Annotated in this window: 16 protein-coding genes and 2 tRNA genes; 12 read left to right on the forward strand and 6 right to left on the reverse strand. The window is 70.3% G+C overall.

All coding sequences use genetic code 11. The annotated features are described in order from the left end of the window. The first annotated feature begins 58 nt into the window (after nucleotides 1-58). The 5 genes from gyrB to ACLJQE_RS04875 all read left to right on the forward strand — a co-directional run bounded on the left by gyrB (nucleotide 59) and on the right by ACLJQE_RS04875 (nucleotide 6186). Entirely contained in the window at nucleotides 59-2026 is a 1968-nt protein-coding gene (gene gyrB, locus ACLJQE_RS04855) for a DNA topoisomerase (ATP-hydrolyzing) subunit B (RefSeq protein WP_410637722.1), read from the forward strand. Nucleotides 2027-2076: 50 nt separating this feature from the next. After that, nucleotides 2077-4632: a DNA gyrase subunit A gene (gene gyrA / locus ACLJQE_RS04860; protein ID WP_410637723.1), complete on the forward strand. Its 2556-nt coding sequence runs from the start codon at nucleotides 2077-2079 to the stop codon at nucleotides 4630-4632. 51 nt (nucleotides 4633-4683) lie between these two features. Further along, nucleotides 4684-5349: a DUF3566 domain-containing protein gene (locus ACLJQE_RS04865; protein ID WP_410637724.1), complete on the forward strand. Its 666-nt coding sequence runs from the start codon at nucleotides 4684-4686 to the stop codon at nucleotides 5347-5349. A 49-nt stretch (nucleotides 5350-5398) separates the two neighbouring features. Further along, nucleotides 5399-5472: transfer RNA gene (locus ACLJQE_RS04870), tRNA-Ile, on the forward strand. Between the two features lie 135 nt (nucleotides 5473-5607). Next, complete coding sequence (locus ACLJQE_RS04875; protein ID WP_410637725.1) at nucleotides 5608-6186, forward strand: hypothetical protein; 579 nt, start codon at nucleotides 5608-5610, stop codon at nucleotides 6184-6186. A 19-nt stretch (nucleotides 6187-6205) separates the two neighbouring features. On the opposite strand, the gene ACLJQE_RS04880 is transcribed toward ACLJQE_RS04875, so the two are convergent. Then, nucleotides 6206-6514 (reverse strand): PepSY domain-containing protein, encoded by a 309-nt coding sequence (locus tag ACLJQE_RS04880; RefSeq protein WP_410637726.1) that lies wholly within the window; start codon nucleotides 6512-6514, stop codon nucleotides 6206-6208. A gap of 414 nt (nucleotides 6515-6928) precedes the next feature. On the opposite strand from ACLJQE_RS04880, the gene ACLJQE_RS04885 reads away from it, so the two are divergent. The 4 genes from ACLJQE_RS04885 to ACLJQE_RS04900 all read left to right on the forward strand — a co-directional run bounded on the left by ACLJQE_RS04885 (nucleotide 6929) and on the right by ACLJQE_RS04900 (nucleotide 8962). Then, on the forward strand, nucleotides 6929-7096 hold the full coding sequence (locus ACLJQE_RS04885; RefSeq protein ID WP_003100602.1) for a DLW-39 family protein: 168 nt from the start codon (nucleotides 6929-6931) through the stop codon (nucleotides 7094-7096). Between the two features lie 30 nt (nucleotides 7097-7126). Next, nucleotides 7127-7199 (forward strand) — tRNA-Ala (locus ACLJQE_RS04890). 87 nt (nucleotides 7200-7286) lie between these two features. Further along, nucleotides 7287-8222, forward strand: a complete 936-nt coding sequence (locus ACLJQE_RS04895) for an ATP-binding cassette domain-containing protein (protein ID WP_410637728.1) — start codon at nucleotides 7287-7289, stop codon at nucleotides 8220-8222. Further along, on the forward strand, nucleotides 8219-8962 hold the full coding sequence (locus ACLJQE_RS04900; RefSeq protein ID WP_410637729.1) for an ABC transporter permease: 744 nt from the start codon (nucleotides 8219-8221) through the stop codon (nucleotides 8960-8962). The genes ACLJQE_RS04895 and ACLJQE_RS04900 overlap by 4 nt, the downstream gene beginning before the upstream one ends. Here ACLJQE_RS04900 and ACLJQE_RS04905 read toward each other — a convergent pair. After that, nucleotides 8946-12053 carry a BTAD domain-containing putative transcriptional regulator gene (locus ACLJQE_RS04905; RefSeq protein WP_410637730.1) on the reverse strand — a complete coding sequence of 1036 codons (3108 nt, stop codon included), beginning with the start codon at nucleotides 12051-12053 and terminating at the stop codon, nucleotides 8946-8948. The genes ACLJQE_RS04900 and ACLJQE_RS04905 overlap by 17 nt on opposite strands. 98 nt (nucleotides 12054-12151) lie before the next feature. On the opposite strand from ACLJQE_RS04905, the gene ACLJQE_RS04910 reads away from it, so the two are divergent. Next, nucleotides 12152-13372, forward strand: a complete 1221-nt coding sequence (locus ACLJQE_RS04910; protein ID WP_410637731.1) for a cytochrome P450 — start codon at nucleotides 12152-12154, stop codon at nucleotides 13370-13372. Here ACLJQE_RS04910 and ACLJQE_RS04915 read toward each other — a convergent pair. The 4 genes from ACLJQE_RS04915 to ACLJQE_RS04930 are packed head-to-tail and all read right to left on the reverse strand — an operon-like array spanning nucleotide 13350 to nucleotide 17282. Further along, nucleotides 13350-14747 (reverse strand): alpha/beta fold hydrolase, encoded by a 1398-nt coding sequence (locus tag ACLJQE_RS04915; RefSeq protein ID WP_410637733.1) that lies wholly within the window; start codon nucleotides 14745-14747, stop codon nucleotides 13350-13352. The genes ACLJQE_RS04910 and ACLJQE_RS04915 overlap by 23 nt on opposite strands. Nucleotides 14748-14791: 44 nt before the next feature. Continuing rightward, nucleotides 14792-15931: an SMP-30/gluconolactonase/LRE family protein gene (locus ACLJQE_RS04920; protein WP_410637734.1), complete on the reverse strand. Its 1140-nt coding sequence runs from the start codon at nucleotides 15929-15931 to the stop codon at nucleotides 14792-14794. Between the two features lie 51 nt (nucleotides 15932-15982). Continuing rightward, entirely contained in the window at nucleotides 15983-16621 is a 639-nt protein-coding gene (locus ACLJQE_RS04925) for a pyridoxal 5'-phosphate synthase (protein WP_410637735.1), read from the reverse strand. A 1-nt stretch (nucleotide 16622) separates the two neighbouring features. After that, the gene (locus ACLJQE_RS04930; protein ID WP_410637736.1) at nucleotides 16623-17282 is read right to left on the reverse strand and encodes a hypothetical protein; all 660 of its coding nucleotides are present in this window, start codon (nucleotides 17280-17282) and stop codon (nucleotides 16623-16625) included. Nucleotides 17283-17364: 82 nt separating this feature from the next. Between ACLJQE_RS04930 and ACLJQE_RS04935 the strand changes: the two genes are divergently transcribed. After that, complete coding sequence (locus ACLJQE_RS04935) at nucleotides 17365-17898, forward strand: DUF2020 domain-containing protein (RefSeq protein WP_410637737.1); 534 nt, start codon at nucleotides 17365-17367, stop codon at nucleotides 17896-17898. Nucleotides 17899-18044: 146 nt separating this feature from the next. Continuing rightward, nucleotides 18045-18497 (forward strand): DUF6918 family protein, encoded by a 453-nt coding sequence (locus ACLJQE_RS04940; RefSeq protein WP_410637738.1) that lies wholly within the window; start codon nucleotides 18045-18047, stop codon nucleotides 18495-18497. The last annotated feature ends 78 nt before the right edge of the window (nucleotides 18498-18575 follow it).

The following is an 18575-nucleotide window of genomic DNA, read 5'->3' on the forward strand; positions in this document are numbered from 1 at the left end:
CAAGTACACTGGAGGAGAGCGAGTATCCGCTCGGGCGAGACGAGGAGAAACAACGCCGGTGACCGAGAACAAGAGCGAGTACAACGCGTCGTCGATCACGGTGCTCGAAGGCCTCGAAGCGGTCCGCAAGCGCCCCGGCATGTACATCGGTTCCACCGGTGAACGCGGGCTGCACCACCTCGTCCAGGAGGTCGTCGACAACTCCGTCGACGAGGCGATGGCCGGGCACGCCACCAAGGTCGAGGTTACGCTCCTCGCCGACGGCGGCGTCCGCGTCGTCGACGACGGCCGCGGCATCCCCGTCGACATGCACCCCAAGGAGAACAAGCCGACCATCGAGGTCGTGCTCACCCAGCTGCACGCGGGCGGCAAGTTCGACAGCGACTCCTACGCGGTGTCCGGCGGCCTGCACGGCGTCGGCATCTCCGTGGTGAACGCACTCTCGACGAAGCTGCTGGCCGAGGTCAAGTACGGCGGCCGCAGCTGGCGCCAGCTGTACACCAACCAGATCCCGGGACCCCTCGAAGACCTCGGCCCGGCGACCGAGACCGGCACGACGATGACGTTCTGGGCCGACGGCGACATCTTCGAGACCACGACGTTCAACTTCGAGACCATCTCGCGCCGGCTCCAGGAGATGGCGTTCCTCAACAAGGGACTGACGCTGTCGCTGCGCGACGAGCGCGTCGCCGACGAGGAGACCGAAGAGGACGCCGAAGGCAAGGTCGCCCGCGTCAAGGAGAAGGTCTACTGCTACCCGGGCGGGCTCGAAGACTTCGTCAAGCACATCAACGGAAGCAAGGACCCGATCCACCCCAGCGTGATCTCCTTCGACGCGAAGGGCGTCGGTCTCGAGGTCGAGGTCGCGATGCAGTGGAACAACGGGTTCACGCCGTCGGTGTACACGTTCGCCAACACGATCAACACCCACGAGGGCGGCACCCACGAAGAGGGCTTCCGCGCCGCGCTGACCCGCGTCGTCAACACCTACGCGCGCGACAAGAAGCTGCTCAAGGAGAAGGACTCCAACCTGACCGGTGACGACGTGCGCGAGGGTCTCGCCGCGATCGTCTCGATCAAGCTGGGCGAGCCGCAGTTCGAGGGCCAGACCAAGACCAAGCTGGGCAACAGCGAGGCCAAGACGTTCGTGCAGCAGCAGTCGAACGAGTGGCTGGCGGACTGGTTCGAGCGCAACCCCACCGAGGCGAAGACGATCATCAACAAGTCGATCTCCTCGGCGCAGGCCCGGATGGCCGCGCGCAAGGCGCGTGACCTGGTCCGCCGCAAGGGTGCGCTCGAGATCGGCGGCCTCCCCGGCAAGCTCAAGGACTGCCGCTCGACCAACCCGGCGGAGTGCGAGCTCTACATCGTCGAGGGCGACTCGGCCGGCGGCTCGGCCAAGGAAGGCCGCGACTCGATGTACCAGGCGATCCTGCCGATCCGCGGCAAGATCATCAACGTCGAGAAGGCCCGCATCGACCGCGTCCTCAAGAACACCGAGGTCCAGTCGCTGATCACCGCGCTGGGCACCGGCATCCACGACGAGTTCGACCTCTCGAAGCTGCGCTACCACAAGATCGTGCTGATGGCCGACGCCGACGTCGACGGCCAGCACATCACCACGCTGCTGCTCACCCTGCTGTTCCGCTTCATGACCCCGCTGATCGAGCACGGCCACGTCTTCCTGTCGCGGCCGCCGCTGTACAAGATCAAGTGGCCGCGGGCGGAGCCGGAGTACGCGTACTCCGACCGCGAGCGCGACGCCGTCATCAGGGCGGGCGTCGAGGCGGGCAAGAGGCTGCCGAAGGACGACGCGATCCAGCGCTACAAGGGCCTCGGCGAGATGAACGCCGAAGAGCTGTGGGAGACCACGATGGACCCGGCGAACCGGCTGCTGGGCCGGGTCACGATGGACGACGCCGCCCAGGCGGACGATCTGTTCTCCGTCCTGATGGGCGAGGACGTCGAGGCCCGCCGGTCGTTCATCACGCGCAACGCCAAGGACGTGCGCTTCTTGGACGTGTAGGCGTTCCCCGCTCTTTGTCCCGCTAGGACTCTCCACTCGAGAAGGACCTCATGACGGAAACTCTGCCGCCGGCTCCGGAACACGACCGGATCGAGCCGGTCGACATCCAGCAGGAGATGCAGCGCTCCTACATCGACTACGCGATGAGCGTCATCGTGTCGCGGGCGCTGCCGGACGTGCGTGACGGCCTCAAGCCGGTCGCCCGCCGGATCCTGTATTCGATGTTCGACTCCGGCTTCCGGCCGGACCGCGGGTACAACAAGTGCTCGCGCGTCGTCGGCGACGTCATGGGCAACTACCACCCGCACGGTGACTCGGCGATCTACGACGCGCTGGTCCGGCTCGCCCAGCCGTGGTCGCTGCGGTACCCGCTGATCGACGGCCAGGGCAACTTCGGCTCGTCGGGCAACGACCCCGCGGCCGCCATGCGGTACACGGAGTCCCGGCTCGCGCCGCTGGCCATGCAGATGCTGGCCGACATCGAAGAAGACACCGTCGACTTCTCCGACAACTACGACGGCCGCACGCAGGAGCCCAACGTCCTGCCGTCGCGGTTCCCGAACCTGCTGGTCAACGGCGGTTCCGGAATCGCGGTCGGGATGGCGACCAACATCCCGCCGCACAACCTGCGCGAGGTCTCCGAAGGTGTCGCCTGGGCGCTGGAGAACCCCGAGGCGACCGACGACGAGCTGCTGGCCGCGCTGCTGGTCCGCATCAAGGGCCCGGACTTCCCGACCAAGGCGATGATCCTCGGCACGTCCGGCATCGAGGACGCCTACCGCACCGGCCGCGGCTCGATCCGGATGCGCGCGGTCGTCGAGGTCGAAGAGGACGCGAAGGGCCGCACGATCCTGGTCGTGTCCGAGCTGCCGTACCAGGTCAACCCGGACAACCTGGTCGAGAACATCGCGAACCTGGTCCGCGACGGCAAGCTCACCGGCATCGCCGACATCGCCGACGAGTCCAACAGCCGGTCGGGCATGCGGATCGTCGTCACGATCAAGCGCGACGCGGTCGCGAAGGTCGTGCTGAACAACCTCTACAAGCACACCCAGCTGCAGCAGAACTTCGGCGTCAACATGCTGGCCCTGGTCGACGGCGTGCCGCGCACGCTGCGGCTCGACCAGATCATCCGGCACTACGTGAAGCACCAGGTCGAGGTCATCGTCCGGCGGACCAAGTTCCGCCTGAAGAAGGCCGAAGAGCGGGCCCACATCCTGCGTGGGTACGTCAAGGCGCTCGACATGCTCGACGAGGTGATCGCCCTGATCCGGCGGTCGCCCTCGGCGGACGAGGCCCGGCCGGCCCTGATGGAGCTGCTGGACGTCGACGAGATCCAGGCCACCGCGATCCTCGACATGCAGCTGCGGCGCCTGGCCGCACTGGAGCGTCAGCGGATCATCGACCAGCTGGCCGAGATCGAGCTGGAGATCGCCGACCTCAAGGACATCCTCGCGAAGCCCGAGCGGCAGCGCTCGATCATCCGCGACGAGCTGATGGCGATCGTCGAGAAGTACGGCGACGACCGGCGCACGAAGATCATCGGCTTCAGCGGCGACGTCACCGACGAAGAGCTCATCGCGGTCGAGGACGTCGTCGTCACCATCACCCGCACGGGGTACGCCAAGCGGACGAAAACGGACCTGTACCGCTCGCAGAAGCGCGGCGGCAAGGGTGTGCAGGGCGCGACGCTGAAGCAGGACGACATCGTCCAGCACTTCTTCGTTTGTTCGACGCACGACTGGATCTTGTTCTTCACGAACAAGGGCCGCGTCTACCGGACCAAGGCGTACGACCTGCCCGAGGCCAACCGCAACGCGCGCGGCCAGCACGTGGCGAACCTGATGGCGTTCCAGCCGGACGAGCAGATCGCCCAGGTCATCCAGATCAGGAACTACGAGGTCGCGCCGTACCTGGTGCTCGCCACCAAGCGCGGCCTGGTCAAGAAGACCAAGCTCACCGACTTCGACTCCAACCGCTCCGGCGGCCTCATCGCCATCAACCTCCGCGAAGGCGACGAGCTGGTCGGCGCGGTGCTGGCGGCGGCCGAGGACGACCTGCTGCTGGTGTCGGCCGAGGGGCAGTCCATCCGCTTCCACGCGACGGACGAGGCGCTGCGGCCGATGGGCCGCCCGACGTCCGGCGTGATGGGCATGCGCTTCAACGACGGCGACGAGCTCCTCGGCATCAGCGTGGTCAAGGAGGGCAAGTTCCTCCTGGTGGCGACCGACGGCGGCTACTCGAAGCGCACGGCGATCGAGGACTACCCGGTCCAGGGCCGCGGCGGCAAGGGCGTGCTCACCATTCAGCACGACCGCAAACGTGGCAGGCTGGTGGGTGCGCTCATCGTCGACGCCGAGGACGAGCTGTACGCGATCACCTCGAGCGGCGGCGTGATCCGCACACCAGCGGGCGACGTCCGCAAGGCAGGACGGCAGACGAAGGGGGTCCGGCTGATGAATCTCGGCGAAGGAACCACTCTTCTCGCGGTCGCACGCAACGCGGACGAGCCCTCGGACGTCGCCAATGGTGACGCTCCCGAAGCGCCGGAAACAGCTGAAGCGGCCGAAGCGGCTGACGAGACGACGACGCCGTCGGAGCAGTAAGTTCCACAACTACGGACAGCGCCCCACGGCACGGGTAAGGACTGACTCTTCGTGACACCGACCGAGAATCCCGAGGCAGCGGGTTCGAACGGAACGCCGGCGAGCCCGCCTTGGCAGCGGGTCGACAAGGAAGGCGACGCCGAAGCAACGGTCAAGCTGGCCACGGACGAGGCTGTGCCCCCGGCCGGAGCAACGCCGCCCGTCGCCGCCGAACGCCCGGTGGTGACGGGCAGCGCGGCCCCCCGCCTGTTCGGCGGCGCAGCCGAAACCCCACCGTCAGGCAGCGGCGAGGTCCCCCCGGCCGCGACGCAGCGAGCTCGCCCGAGCGCGCTGCGCCGCCCGGGCCGCGGCCCCCGCCGCGCGTCCCTGCAGGTCAAGCGCTTCGACCCGTGGTCGGTCCTGAAGCTGTCCCTGGTACTGGGCGTCGCAATGTTCTTCGTCTGGCTGGTGGCCGTCGGAGTGCTGTACACGGTCCTGGACGGCATGGGTGTCTGGGACAAGCTGAACGGAACGTACTCCTCGCTGGTCGGCGGCGAGGGCGCAAACGCCTCGGCCGAACCCCTGATCAGCGCGGGCCGCGTCTTCGGCATCGCAGCCATCCTCGGCGCGATCAACATCGTCCTGGTCTCGGCACTGGCCACGGTGAGCGCCTTCATCTACAACGTCTCGGCCGACCTGGCCGGAGGCCTGGAAGTGACGTTGTCCGAACGGGAGTGACCCGGTTGCAGGGCCCCTCCGGGGGTCCTGTAAAGTTCTTCTCGTTCAAGGGCCTATAGCTCAGGCGGTTAGAGCGCTTCGCTGATAACGAAGAGGTCCCAGGTTCAAGTCCTGGTAGGCCCACGCAGGTCAAGCCCGGTCCGCTTTTGCGGACCGGGCTTTTGCATGACCTGACGAGCTGGGCAGCGTTGTCACCCCCTGTTCGCACGAGCAAATAGCTCGGTGTCGTTTCGGCAGGTCCGGGCTTAACTTCGGGCAATGGCGAACGAACTGACCATTCCGCTCCTGCCCTGCCCTTCCATCGACGAGATCGCGTCGTTCTACGAGATGCTCGGCTTCGAGATCACCTATCGGCAGACGCGGCCGAACCCGCACGTCGCGGTGCGGCGGGAAGACCTCAACCTGCACTTCTTCGGGATGGACGGCTACGACCCGGCGCAGTCGTACAGCACGTGCCTGGTCATCGTGGCGGACACCAGCGAGCTGTTCGAGGCCTTCGCGGCGGGAATGCGTTCCGTGCACGGAAAACTGCTCGTCTCCGGCATCCCGCGGATGACCCGGCCGCGGCTGCGCAACGACCGGTACACCGGGTTCACCGTCGTCGATCCGGGTGGCAACTGGATCCGGATCCACACGGCCGCCAAGGAACCCGAGGCGCAGACCAAGCTCGCCAAAGCCATGGAGAACGCCGCGCGGCAGGCGGATGCGCGCGGCGACGAACGCCAGGGACTGAAGATCCTGGAAGGTGCGCTGAAGCGGGCGACCGGCGACGAACCGGAGTTTCCGGCGGCGCAGGAGTACCGCGACGAGCTCATCGAACGGATCAGGGGGGTCTGAGCCGCGGCCGGCGAGCGCGTCAGTCGTGTTCCATGGTCAGGATCGCGCCGGTCTGCTGGGCGATGTCCACCTCGATGCGGCCTTCGCCGCTGTCGGCGATCTCGACTTCCCAGCTCGGCTTTCCCTGAGCCGAGTCCTGTTCCACGCCCAGGGAGTGGCCGCCGTACTTCTGGGTGGCGATGCGTGCGGCCTCCGCCTGGTCGACCACGTGCGCGGGGGCGGCCGGCGCAGAGCTCGGTGCCGGTGCCGGTGCCGGTGCCGGTGCGGAACTGCATGCGGTGGTCACGGCGAGCAGGACGGCGGCACCGGCGATCAGTGGGGCACGCATGGAACAACAACTCCTTCTGTTGACGACTTTCCCTTCCGAGGATGTCTTCGGCAGAAGGTGACGACATCGGGGTTCGACCCTGAGATGTCCCGGATACAGGTCAGCCCTGCCGGGAAGAGAAGGCCGGCAGGGCTGAGCGGTTACGGTCGGCGCGCCGCACGGTCGCCTCTCGGCGAACGGCGCATCGCGGCTCCAGCCTGACGGAACTCCGCGAAGGCGATGAGGTGAGGCCCGGGGGACACGGTGGGCACACCGACCAGTCAGTACAACAGGGCGGCCCCAGCTGCTATTTCCCCGTGCGTGTGACATGCGTTACCAGTGGTTCCACGTGGAACCAACGAGTGCCCGAGACCCGCGCCGGAGCCGTGCAGTAACATCACGGGGTAAGGGAAGCAAGCTGAGAAGGGGGCTTCGGTGAAGAAGCTGCTGGCACTCGCCGTCATCGCGGGCGGCGTCCTGTTCGTCGTCAAGCGCAACAAGGCGGCCAAGGCCGAGGCCGACCTCTGGCGTGAGGCGACCGCGCCGGTCCCCTCCACCAACGGCACCACTCCGGCCAAGCCGGCGGGCGCTTCCCACAACTGATCCTCCGCGGGCGGTTCGCCGCCCGCGTCCGGGGCTGTAGCTCAATTGGTAGAGCACCGCCTTTGCAAGGCGGGGGTCAGGGGTTCGATTCCCCTCAGCTCCACAACTCGAACGGTCCGCACGCGCAAAGCGTGCCCCAGGTCAGGTTCGTGTCAGGTCGGTGTCAGGCCGTCGCTCGACAGTGGTTCCCATGACAGACCTGGCGATCACGGCCTCCGGACTTCGGAAGGCCTACCAAGACAAAACCGTCCTCGACGGCGTTGACCTCGAAGTCGAGGCCGGGACGATCTTCTCACTGCTCGGCCCGAACGGGGCCGGCAAGACCACCACCGTCAACGTGCTCACCACGCTGGCCAAGGCCGACGCCGGCACGATTCGTGTTGCCGGGCACGACGTTGCCACCGAAGCCAAGGCCGTGCGGGCGGCGATCGGTGTCACCGGGCAGTTCGCCGCCGTGGACGAACTTCTTACCGGGCAGGAAAACCTGCAGCTGATGGTCGACCTGAACCGGGCCGGCAGGGGTAAGAAGACCGTCGCCGAGCTGCTGGAGCGCTTCGAACTCGCCGAGGCGGCGCAGAAGCCCGCGTCGACCTACTCCGGGGGCATGCGGCGGAAGCTCGACCTCGCCATGACGCTCGTCGGCCAGCCGCGGATCATCTTCCTCGACGAGCCGACCACCGGCCTCGACCCGCGCAGCCGCCGGACCATGTGGGCCATCATCCGCGACCTGGTCGCCGACGGCGTCACCATCTTCCTCACCACCCAGTACCTCGAGGAAGCCGACCAGCTCGCCGACCGCATCGCCGTGCTCGACCAGGGGCGGCTGGTTGCCCAGGGCACTGCCGACGAACTGAAGCGCCGGATTCCCGGCACCCACGTCCGGCTCCGGTTCACCACCGCCGCCGGGCTCGACGCGGCCGCGCGCGTGCTCACCGACGGCACCCGGGACGACGAAGCCATGGTGCTGCGCGTGCCCAGCGACGGTGGCACGAAATCGCTTCGGTCCCTTTTGGACAGACTCGACGAATACGCGCTCAGCGCCGAAGAGCTGTCCGTTCACACCCCTGATCTCGACGACGTCTTCCTCGCCCTGACGGGCCACGCCACGGAGGTTCCCGCGAAATGAAGTCCCACTCGATGGTGATGCTGCGCCGCAACTTCAAGCACATCGCCCGGAACCCGATGTCGGTGTTCAACGCGATCCTGATGCCGGTCGTCGTCATGCTGATGTTCGTCTACATGTTCGGCGACGCGTTCAGCGTCGGCGTGAACTACGTCGACTACGCAACGCCGGGGCTGATGCTGCTGGCCGTCTGTTACGGGCTCGGCGCCACCGCGACCGCGGTGAACTCCGACATGACCAAGGGCATCATCAACCGCTTCAAGGTCATGGACGTCTCGCGCGGCGCGGTGCTGACCGGGCACGTCGTCGCCAGCGTGCTGACCAACCTGGTCGCCATCGCGGCCCTCCTCGGCGTGGCCTTCCTGCTGGGCTTCGACCCGGCGGCGGGCTTCCTCGGCTGGCTCGGCGCGGTCGGCGTCGTCGTGCTGCTCGGGTTCGCGACCGGCTGGCTGACGATCGCGCTGGGGCTGGCGGCGAAATCGCCGGAAACGGCGGGCCTGGCTTCGGTGCCGCTGGTCATGCTCCCGTTCTTCAGCAGCGCGATCGTGCCGGCGGACAAGATGGGCCCCGGCCTCAAGCAGTTCGCCGAATACCAGCCGTTCACGCCGATCATCGAAACCCTGCGCGGGCTGCTCAACGGGACGCCGGCCACCGGCACCCTGCTCGCCGCCCTCGCCTGGTGCGCCGGGATCGCCGTCGTCGGCTACCTGTGGGCGACGTCCACCTTCAAGAAGCGAGCGTGACCGCGGCCAGCTCCGGCCAGCCCGCCTCCGCGCCCGCCCGCGTCGCCTCGGTGAACCCCAGGTCACCGAGGCGACGCCGGGTGGTCTCCTCGATGCGGGCCACGTCCGGGTGCGACCGGTCGAGCAGGCCACGGACGCCCGCGCTCGCCCCGAGCAACCGCGCGGCCTGTTCGTCCTGCCCGCCGCGCAGCGCCAGGTCCGCGAGACCGATCAGGACCTGCGCGATCGTGAGCGGGTGCCCCGCCTCGGTCGCCGCTTCGAACGCCGCCGCGCGGTGCGCAAGGGCCTCGCCGAGGTCCTCGGCGAGGTAGCCGAGGAGGTCCTGGGCCACGGCTTGGACGCTCGGGCGCCGGGCGTCGTCGCCCAGCATCGTCGTGGCGACGTCGAGCTGACGGCGGGCCTGGCCGCTGTCGCCGCGCCAGCGGGCGAGTTCCGCCTTGGCCAGCGCCAGCTCGGCCAGTGCGTTCGGCCAGGCGACGCGCTCCGCGGCCCGCTGAGCCCCGGCCAACGCCGCCGCGCTCGCCTTCTCGTCGCCCAGCAGCCAGTACAGCTGGGCCTGCCGCGACCGCATCCGCACGACGTCCTCGATGGCGCCGACCTCGGTCACGACCTCGACGGCCTGCTCGTAGTACTCGCAGGCTTCGGCGAACTCACCGCGCACGGCGATGCGGTCCGCCAGCTCGGTCAGGGCGAACGACGTGCCCCACCGCTCACCGAGCGCGCGGAACTCGGCGACCGCCGCCTCGACAAGCGCGTCCGCGGCCTGGTCGCCGTGGCCGAACTGGATGCGCATCTTGCCCAGCTGCAACCGGGCCACCGCGCGCACCCACGGGTCCTCGTCGGCGAGCAGCGGTTCGAACGCCGTCAGCGCCGCGTCGGGTCCGTGCAGCAGGCGTTCCAGCGCGGCGGCGAAGCGCAACGCCAGCCGCGGGTTTTCGACCCGGCGGCTGATCTCGTACGCCTTGCGGATCCAGTCCTCCGCCCGGTACTCGTCGCTCTGCTGCCCGGACGTCACGAACTGGACGACGAACGTGTAGACCACCCCGCGGATCTCGTCCGGCACCTCGCCGGGCAGGGCGGTGGCCGCCATGATCAGCTCGTTGCCCTCCGCCCGGTGCCCGGCGAGCCACCAGTACCAGCCGGCGGTCGCCGCGAGCCGCATCGCTTCGGCCGCCTCGCCCGCCGCGAGTGCGCCGCGCATCGCCGCAGTGAGGTTGTCGTGCTCCGCTTCGAGCACGCCGAGCCACGCCAGCTGCTCGGCACGGCGCAGGTGCGGCTCCGCTGTTTCGGCGAGCTCCGTGAAGTACGCGAGGTGGGCGCGCCGGGCGACGTCCGTCTCGCCGGCCTCCGCGAGCCGCTGCTCGGCGTACTCCTTGATGGTGCCGAGCATGCGGTAGCGCGGGGCGTCTTCGCCCACGACGACCACCAGCGACTTCTCGGTCAGCGACGTCAGCAGGTCGAGCACCTCGTCGCTGCCGCAGACCCGCTCGGCCGCCTCCAGACTCGCCCCGCCGGAGAACACCGAAAGCCGGCGCAGCACCACGCGTTCGGCGTCGGACAGCAGCTCCCAGCTCCAGTCGATCACCGCGCGCAGCGTCCGGTGCCGCGGGAGCGCGGTCCGGCTGCCGCCGGTCAGCAGGCGGAACCGGTCGTCGAGCCGGTGCGCGAGCTGGTCGAGCGACATCGTGCGCAGGCGCGCCGCGGCGAGCTCGATGGCCAGTGGCATCCCGTCCAGCGCACGGCAGACGCGGGCCAGGGTGCGGGCGTCCGCCGCGAGGTCCTTGCGCACCGCGCCGGCCCGGTCGCGCAGCAGCCGGACGGCCGGAGCGGACTCGATTTCGGCGTCGTCCGCGTTCTCCGCGGGCAGGACCAGCGGCGCGACCTGCCACAGCGCCTCACCGGTGATGCCGAGCGGTTCCCGGCTGGTCGCGAGGATCCGCAGCCGGCGGCACTCGCCGAGCACCCGGTGCGCGAACGCCGCCGCCGACTCGATGACGTGCTCGCAGTTGTCCAGTACCAGCAGCATCGACCGCTCGCGCAGGGCGGCAATGACCCGGTCCGTCGGCTCGGCATCCGGTGCCTCGCCGACGAGCGAATCCCGCAGCTTGAGCGCACCCAGCGTCGCCTGGGCCACGTCGTCGCCGGCCCCGATGCCCGCCAGCTCGACCAGCCACGCGCCGTCCGGCAGATCGCCGAGCAGCGTGCGCGCGGTTTCCGTGGCCTGCCTGGTCTTCCCCGACCCGCCCGGCCCGATCAGCGTGGTGAGCCGGTGTTCGGCGATGAGCTCGCGGACCGCGGCGACGTCGGCGTCCTTGCCGACGAAGCTCGTCAGCTCGGCCCGCAGGTTGGTCTTCCGGGTCTCCTCCCGCCGTCCGAGCTCGCCGCGCAGCAGCGCCACGTGCACTTCGGCCAGCTCCGGTGACGGGTCGACGCCCAGCGTGTCGGCCAGGGTTTCCCGCGTGCGCTCGTACACGAGCAGTGCTTCGGTGTCGCGGCCGGTCGCGACGAGGGCGCGCATCAACGCGGCGACGAGCCGTTCCCGCATCGGATTCGCGGCGACCAGGTCGGTCAGCTCGGTGACCAGTTCCGCGCCGTGGCCCAGCCGGACCTCCGCGTCGAACCGGTCCTCCAGTGCGGCCAGGCGCAGGCCTTCGAGCCGGGTGACCGCGGCCTGGAACGCCGCGCTTTCCGGCAGGTCGACGTCTTGGGCGGCCGGACCGCGCCAGAGGGCGAGCGCCTCCCGCAGCCGCCGCGGATCGTCTTCCTTGCCGGCCTGGCCGACGAGCCGCTCGAAACGCACGGCGTCGACGTCGTCGGGCGCCACCACCAGCCGGTAGCCGGTCGGGCGGCCGTCGACCGAGCCTTCCGGCAGTGCCTTCCGCAGCCGGGAAACCAGGCGTTGCAAGGCGTTCGGCGCCTCGGCGGGCGGCTGCTCACCCCAGATCCAGTCGACGAGCGTCCCCTTCGGGACCACCTGCCCCGGTTCGAGCGCGAGCGCGACCAGCAGCCCGCGCAGCCGGGCGCCCGGCACATCGGCGAGCGCGCCGTCGTCCGTGCGCACTTCGAAGGGCCCCAGGATCCCGATCTGCACCTGGCGATCTTGCCACGGGCGTCGGTGTCCGAGGCGTGTCAGGCCCGTGTCAGCCCGCTCGGCGATCGTCGTCGGCACACACCACGAAAGGAACTCCGATGAGCCAGACGGCCGACGTCCCGCACGGACTCCCCATGGACCGCGACGCGGGGCCCTTCGACCCGCCGAGCGCGCTCACCCGGCTGCGCGACGCCCGCCCGGTCAGCCCGCTGGTGTTCCCCGACGGGCACGAGGGCTGGCTCGTCACCGGCTACGAAGAGGTCCGGCAGATGATGGCCGACACGCGGTTCAGCTCCCGCCTGGACCTCGACGTCATCCACGTGCCGTACGAGACGGGCATGCCCGCCGCCACCGAGCCGTCCCCGCCGATGCCGGGCATGTTCGTCGCCATGGACCCGCCGGACCACGGCCGGCTGCGCCGCAAGCTCACCGGCGCCTTCACCGTCAAGCGGATGAAGCAGCTGGAGGAGCACATCACCGACGTCGTCGAGCGGCAGCTGGACCACCTGGCGCGGCTGGCCCCGCCGGTCGACCTGGTCAAGGAGTTCGCGCTCCCGGTGCCGTCGCTGGTGATCTGCGAGCTGCTCGGCGTGCCGTACGCGGACCGGGAGACGTTCCAGGCGAACTCGGCCCAGTTCATGCTCCGGGAGCAGACGCTCGAGGAGAAGATGGGCGCGTACATCGCGCTGAACACGTACCTGTCCGAACTGGTCACGAGCAAGCGCGCCGAGCCCGGCGAGGACATCCTGTCCGACCTGGCCCGCCACGACGACCTGACCGTCGAAGAGCTGACCGGCGCGGCGTTCCTGCTGCTCCTCGCCGGCCACGAGACGACGGCCAACATGCTGTCCCTCGGCACGTTCGCGCTGCTGGAGCACCCCGGACAACGCGCCGAACTGACCGCCGACGCGGAACTGCTGCCCGGTGCCGTGGAGGAGCTGCTGCGCTACCTGGCCGTGGCCGACCTCTTCTTCCGCTACGCCACGGAGGACCTCGAACTCGGCGGGGAGACGATCACCAAGGGCTCGACGGTCGTCGTCTCGCTACTGGCCGCCAACCGCGATCCCCGGCGCTTCGAAAACCCGGACACCCTGGACATCCGCCGCAACGCCCGCGGCCTCCTGTCCTTCGGCCACGGCGTGCACCAGTGCCTGGGCCAGCAACTGGCCCGCATCGAGATGCGGGCCGGGTTCGAAGGCCTGCTGCGCCGCTTCCCGACCCTGGCGCTGGCGGTTCCGGCCGGGGAAGTGAAGCTGCGCACGGACATGAACATCTACGGCGTCCACGAACTGCCGGTCACGTGGACCGCAGGAAGCTGATCACCGCGTCCCGTCCCGCGTGGCCGCGCTCGCGGTTCTGGATCGAGTGCGACTCGCCCGGCACGATCACCAGCCGGCCCCGCGGGGCCTGGGCCGCTTCCTCGCGGGCCCACTCCAGCGGCGTCGACAGGTCGCGGTCGCCGTTGAGCAGCAGCACCGGGACGTCCGGCAGCGGCCCGGCCGGGTTCGACGCCGGACGTTCCGCCGGCCACGGCAGGCAGGTCTGGATGAACCCCTGCTGCGTGGCCACACCCGTCGTGTACGGCCAGGTCGCCGAGTCCGGGAGCGTGCGGGAGGCCAGGGACAGCAGCGGACGGCGGAGCGCGATCGGCGTCGCCGCGGAACCCCACGGGAACCGGCCGTCCGCGCACAGCGTGGCCGCGTGGAGGCCGGCGCTGAACGCTGCCGGGTCGTCGCCGCCGGGCTGGTACGCGGCGAGGAGACCGTCGAGGCGGGCCGGGGCGCCGCCGCGGGCTTCGTGGAGGGCGCCGATGATGTCGCCCGCTGCCGGGTTGCGGTAGGTCGGGTCCGCGAATTCGTACGACACGATCGTGTCGAAGATCCGGACGCCGTCCGCCGTGCCGCGGTGGCGGACCACCCACGCCAGGTCCTCGGCCGGGTCGTAGCCGCAGGCCGGGGCCACCGCGCAGGCCTCGCGCAGCACGCGGGCCTCCGCCGTCAAGCCCGTCAGGTACAGCGAAGCCGACGCCGTCGCGTGGTGCGGCAGCACCGAATCGAGGATGACCTTGCTGACGTGGTCCGGGTGCGCGATCGCGTACCGCGCCGCCGTGAAGGAGCCGTAGGAAACGCCGTCGACGACGAGCTTCGGCACGCCCAGTGCCTGCCGGAGCCGGTCGAAGTCGGCCACGCTCTGGTCGGTCGAGTACAGCGGTGCCGTGTCGCCGAGGATGCGCGCGCACTCCTGCACCGCGTCGGCCGACGGGGTCGCGATGTCCGAACTGCCCACCTGCGCCTGCAGGCCGGGGCACTTCAACGCGCCCGACGGCCCGGTGCCGCGCTGGTCCAGCATGACGATCCGGTAGTCCTGCGCGACTTCCGGCAGCCGCTGCTTGGCGATCCGCGTGATGGTGCCGACGCCGCCCTGCCCGGGGCCGCCGGTGAGGAACAGCAGGACGCCCTTGGGCGCGTTCGCGTTGTCCGCGGTCGCGACGGGCAGGTCGAGCGTGCCCGGCACCCGGCCGGTGTGGTCGAGCGGCACGGTCAGGGTCGAGCACGTGAAGCCCGGCTGTCCCGGGCACGGGTGCGGATCCGCCAGCTTCGGTCGTCCCCCAGGACGCGCATCGGCCGGGGCCGCACCCCCGAGTGCGGCGGTCAGCGCCAGGACCAGCCCGGCGGTCAGCATCTTCGAGCGCATGCGTGCATCATGCGCACAGCCGCCCGCGCCCGCGATACCCCCGATCAGGGTTTGACGCAGGAGATCTTCGCCCGCACCGCACCCGCGGGGGCGGCTTCGCCCGCGGTGTTGGGGACGTTGTCGCGGCGGTTGCCGTCGGACTGCGTGACGCACAGGCGGCCGTCCGGCAGGAGCACCGGGCTGGTCGGGAACTCCAGCGGCCCGCCGTTGCGCAGCTTCGACGTCGGGTCGGCCGGGTTGCGGAAGTACTCCGCCACGCGGCCGTCGCGGCGGGCCACGACGATCGCGTTGCGCTCGTTCACCGCCGTCCAGACGCCGCCCGCGCGGTCGAGGACGATCCCGTCGGCGCCTTCGAGGTACGGGTGCTGCACCTCGACGTTGTCCAGGCACAACGTGTTCGGCGGGAAGGCGACGTCACAGCCGGTCGTGGCGCGCGGCAGGCCCGCGCGGGTCATCGGCACGCGCCAGAGCGCGCCCCGGGCCGTGTCCGCGACCAGCAGCGTGCCGTCGGCGGTGAAGGCCAAGCCGTTCGCGACGATGTGCTGCGAGCCCGCGGTGTCCGCCGCCGCGCGGCCGTTCGGCGTGATCGTGACCGTCCCCGGCGGCAGGCCGCGCACGTCCCGGCCCACTCCGCCGACGCCGTTGACCACGTTGACGTCGCTGACCATCGGCTGCACGCGGAACTGCTCGGCGGCCACGCCGTCCGCGCCCGCGCGCCACACCCGGCCCTGCCCGGTGGTGCCGTCGGAGATCCACAGCGCGCCCGAGGAGTCGAAGGCCAGGCCGTTCGCACCGGGGACGCCGCTGGTGAACACCGTCGCGGACGGCGGGTTCGCCGCGTCCGGCACGAACGACACCACGGTGTCCGCGTTCGCCACGTACAACCGGCCGCGGCGGTCGAACGCCAGCCCGGCGGGGTTGCACGGCCCCGGGATCGTGCCGACGACGGCCGCGGGACCGCCGGTGGCCGCGACCCGGTGGACCGGGCACGGATCGGCGCCGCGCGCCGGCGTGTAGAGGTTGCCCCGCCCGTCGGTGGTCAGCCCTTCCAGGCCGAGCGGCGCGGCGAACACCGTCTCGAAGACGGCGGGGTGCCGCGGCGGGGCGGTTTCACCGGCGGAAGCGCCGGACAGCAACCCGGCGGACAGCGCGGCGGTGGTGGCAAGGACGACGATCCGGCGCATCAGGGCCTCCGTTTTGTCGGATTTCCTGCCTACGCCGCCGCGTCGGGGCCGTCAAGGCCAGAGGCGCTCGCGGACCCAGCCGCCGCCGGACTTCCGGTACCGCAGCCGCACGTGCCGCCGGTCGTGACTGGCCTGCCAGAACTCGACGACGTCCGGGTCGACGAGGTACCGCGTCCACGTTTCCGGGGCCACCCCCGGGTTTTCCGCCACCCAGCGTTCCGCCGCCGCGGCCGCCGCGTCGAGCTCCGCCGGATCGGCCAGCACCTGCGACTGGTTCCCGATGAACGCCTCGACGCGGGACGCCGGCGGCCGGGCGAGGAAGTCCGCCGCGGACACCCCGGGCGCGGCGGGGGAGACCGGGCCGCGCAGCCGGACCTGGCGGCCGCGGCCGGGCCAGAAGAACGTCAACGCCGCGCGCGGATCCTTCTGCAGCTGGAGGCCTTTCGGGCTTTCCGAACTGGTCGCGACCGCCCAGCCGGCCGGGCCGACGTCCTTGAGGATCACCACGCGCGCGTCCGGTGCGCCATCGGCATCCACTGTGGACAGCGTGACGGCGTGCGGCGCCAGCACGTGCTCGCCGGCTTCGGTCAGCCACTCGAGGAACAGCGCCTGCGGGTCCGGCGGCGCCCCTTCCGGCGTGAACCCGGGAAGTTCTTCGGGGAACGACGGCCAGCCGCGCAACTGCACCATGTCAGTAACCGTACGGACCCTGCTGGGGCGCGTGCCCCGGCGGTGGGTAGACCGGCGGCTGCGGACCGGCCGGGCCGGCGTACGGCGGGGGCGGCACCTGCGGGGCTGGCGCGGCCATCGGCGGCTGCTGACCGGGGTACTGCTGCTGGGCCTGCTGCCACTGCACCTGCTGGTAGACCTCGGCGGGCTGCGGGAAGCAGTACGTCAGCTTGGCGTTGACCGAACCCTGCACCGCGGCGCCCCAGAACTTGCCGCCGACGAACGCGTACAGCTGCCCGGCCGAGAGGTCCACCGCGACCATCCGCGTCTCGCCGCCGAACTGGTTGCCCGACTTCGCCGACGCGGCCTGCGCGGCGTCCGGGTACACGCGGCCGCCGACGAGCCCGGCGATGACGACGGACGCCGCCGTCCAGCCCATGGTGCCGGTCAGGTTCGCGCGGGCGTGCTGCGTCGCGCGCCCGGTGAAGTCGTACAACGCCGCCGCGCTGACTTCCGGGACGGCGGCCGCGACCACGCAGTAGTTCATCGTCGAGAGCATCACCGACTCGGTGAACAGCCCGACGACGGCCGTGGCGGGGCCGATCTGCACGGTGTTCAGCCGCCCGCCGGCCCGCTGGATGCGCTCGGCCATCGCGCCGAGGTACTGCTCCGGGGTGAGCACGGGGTCATCGTCGCACGTCCGGTCGTCACGCCGACGTCAGCCAGCGGTTTTCACACATGCTTCGTGGTTGACTGTCCGCGCTATGCGACGACTCGTACTTCTCGCGCCCGCCGTGGCCCTGCTGGCCGGCTGCGGCGCCACCACCGTGACCGGCACCGCGGCGCCCAGCCCGCCGTCCGCGTCCACGAACTCGAGCAACGCCGGCGGCCTGCCACCGGACCCCCAGCCGGGCGCGACGGAGGACTGCCCGTACCTCGGCAGCGAAGTCGTGGCCGAGGCGAACGGCCAGCACGTGTCGAAGGTGCGCGTGTCGGCCGACCAGCCGCACCCGGCGTGCTTCTTCTACCGCCCGGACGGGAAGGTCCAGCTCACCGTCCGGGTGTACGTCGGGGACGCGAAGACGGCGACGGCGCTGGTCAACCAGGCGGCGCCGCTCGATTCGTCCAACCCGGCGAGCGACCCTTCCGGCTGGAAGGGTGGCTATTTGTCGACCGGCGACGGGGCCGTCTACGCGGTCGCGAAGGGGTCGGCAGCGGTCATCGCGTCCACGAACCAGAAGCAGAGCGTCAAGGCACGGACAGTGGTCAAGAAGGCTATCTCTGCCCTGAAGCTCTAGGTAGTGACCTCCACACGGGTGAGTGATGTTGATCTTGTATTACCCTGTGCGTCACGCGCAGGCTTCGTGGACTCGCGCACCGCAGCCACCGGGGATCCCCACCCCGGGGCGGGGCACCAACTCTGCAACGACAAAGGACAAGATTCGTGGCTGACACCCTCAAGGAAATCCTGCTCGACTCCGGCCGTCGCCCGGCTGTCGTCTCCGACTTCGAGACCCTCGTCGACGCCGAGGTCTCGGACAAGGGCGGCGTTTCGGGTGCCGTCGTGAAGACCGGCTTCGCCGCGGTCAAGAAGATCAAGCCGGGCATCATCCCCTCGGCCGTCGACACGCTGCTGCCGGACTTCGCCTCCGCGCTCGAGCCGTTCTACGGCGACTACCGCGCCAAGGGCGGCAACGACTTCGGCGCCTACCTGTCCAGCCGCTCGGACGAGGCCTCCGACGCGCTGCTGAGCGTCACCGACACGCGTGCCGAGAAGAGCAGCCGCGACAGCATCAAGAAGGTCTACTCGAAGCTGCGCCCGAACGGCAAGAAGAACGTCGAGGAGGCGCTGCCGCGTCTCGGCCAGCTGATCGACAAGCACGCCGCTGCCGTCTGAGCAGACTGAAGCACCACTGAAACACCGCACGACCGAAGAGGCCCCCGGCTGCACCACCGGGGGCCTCTTCGCGTCCTG

The organism is Amycolatopsis sp. lyj-346, assembly GCF_046548975.1.
Taxonomy (GTDB): domain Bacteria; phylum Actinomycetota; class Actinomycetes; order Mycobacteriales; family Pseudonocardiaceae; genus Amycolatopsis.

Coding starts and splice junctions, on each gene's coding strand:
- gyrA (WP_410637723.1), top strand. CDS start 2,077: ATGACGGAAACTCTGCCGCCGGCTCCGGAACACGACCGGATCGAGCCG.
- ACLJQE_RS04875 (WP_410637725.1), top strand. CDS start 5,608: ATGGCGAACGAACTGACCATTCCGCTCCTGCCCTGCCCTTCCATCGAC.
- ACLJQE_RS04880 (WP_410637726.1), bottom strand. CDS start 6,514: ATGCGTGCCCCACTGATCGCCGGTGCCGCCGTCCTGCTCGCCGTGACC.
- ACLJQE_RS04895 (WP_410637728.1), top strand. CDS start 7,287: ATGACAGACCTGGCGATCACGGCCTCCGGACTTCGGAAGGCCTACCAA.
- ACLJQE_RS04900 (WP_410637729.1), top strand. CDS start 8,219: ATGAAGTCCCACTCGATGGTGATGCTGCGCCGCAACTTCAAGCACATC.
- ACLJQE_RS04910 (WP_410637731.1), top strand. CDS start 12,152: ATGAGCCAGACGGCCGACGTCCCGCACGGACTCCCCATGGACCGCGAC.
- ACLJQE_RS04915 (WP_410637733.1), bottom strand. CDS start 14,747: ATGCGCTCGAAGATGCTGACCGCCGGGCTGGTCCTGGCGCTGACCGCC.
- ACLJQE_RS04920 (WP_410637734.1), bottom strand. CDS start 15,931: ATGCGCCGGATCGTCGTCCTTGCCACCACCGCCGCGCTGTCCGCCGGG.
- ACLJQE_RS04925 (WP_410637735.1), bottom strand. CDS start 16,621: ATGGTGCAGTTGCGCGGCTGGCCGTCGTTCCCCGAAGAACTTCCCGGG.
- ACLJQE_RS04935 (WP_410637737.1), top strand. CDS start 17,365: ATGCGACGACTCGTACTTCTCGCGCCCGCCGTGGCCCTGCTGGCCGGC.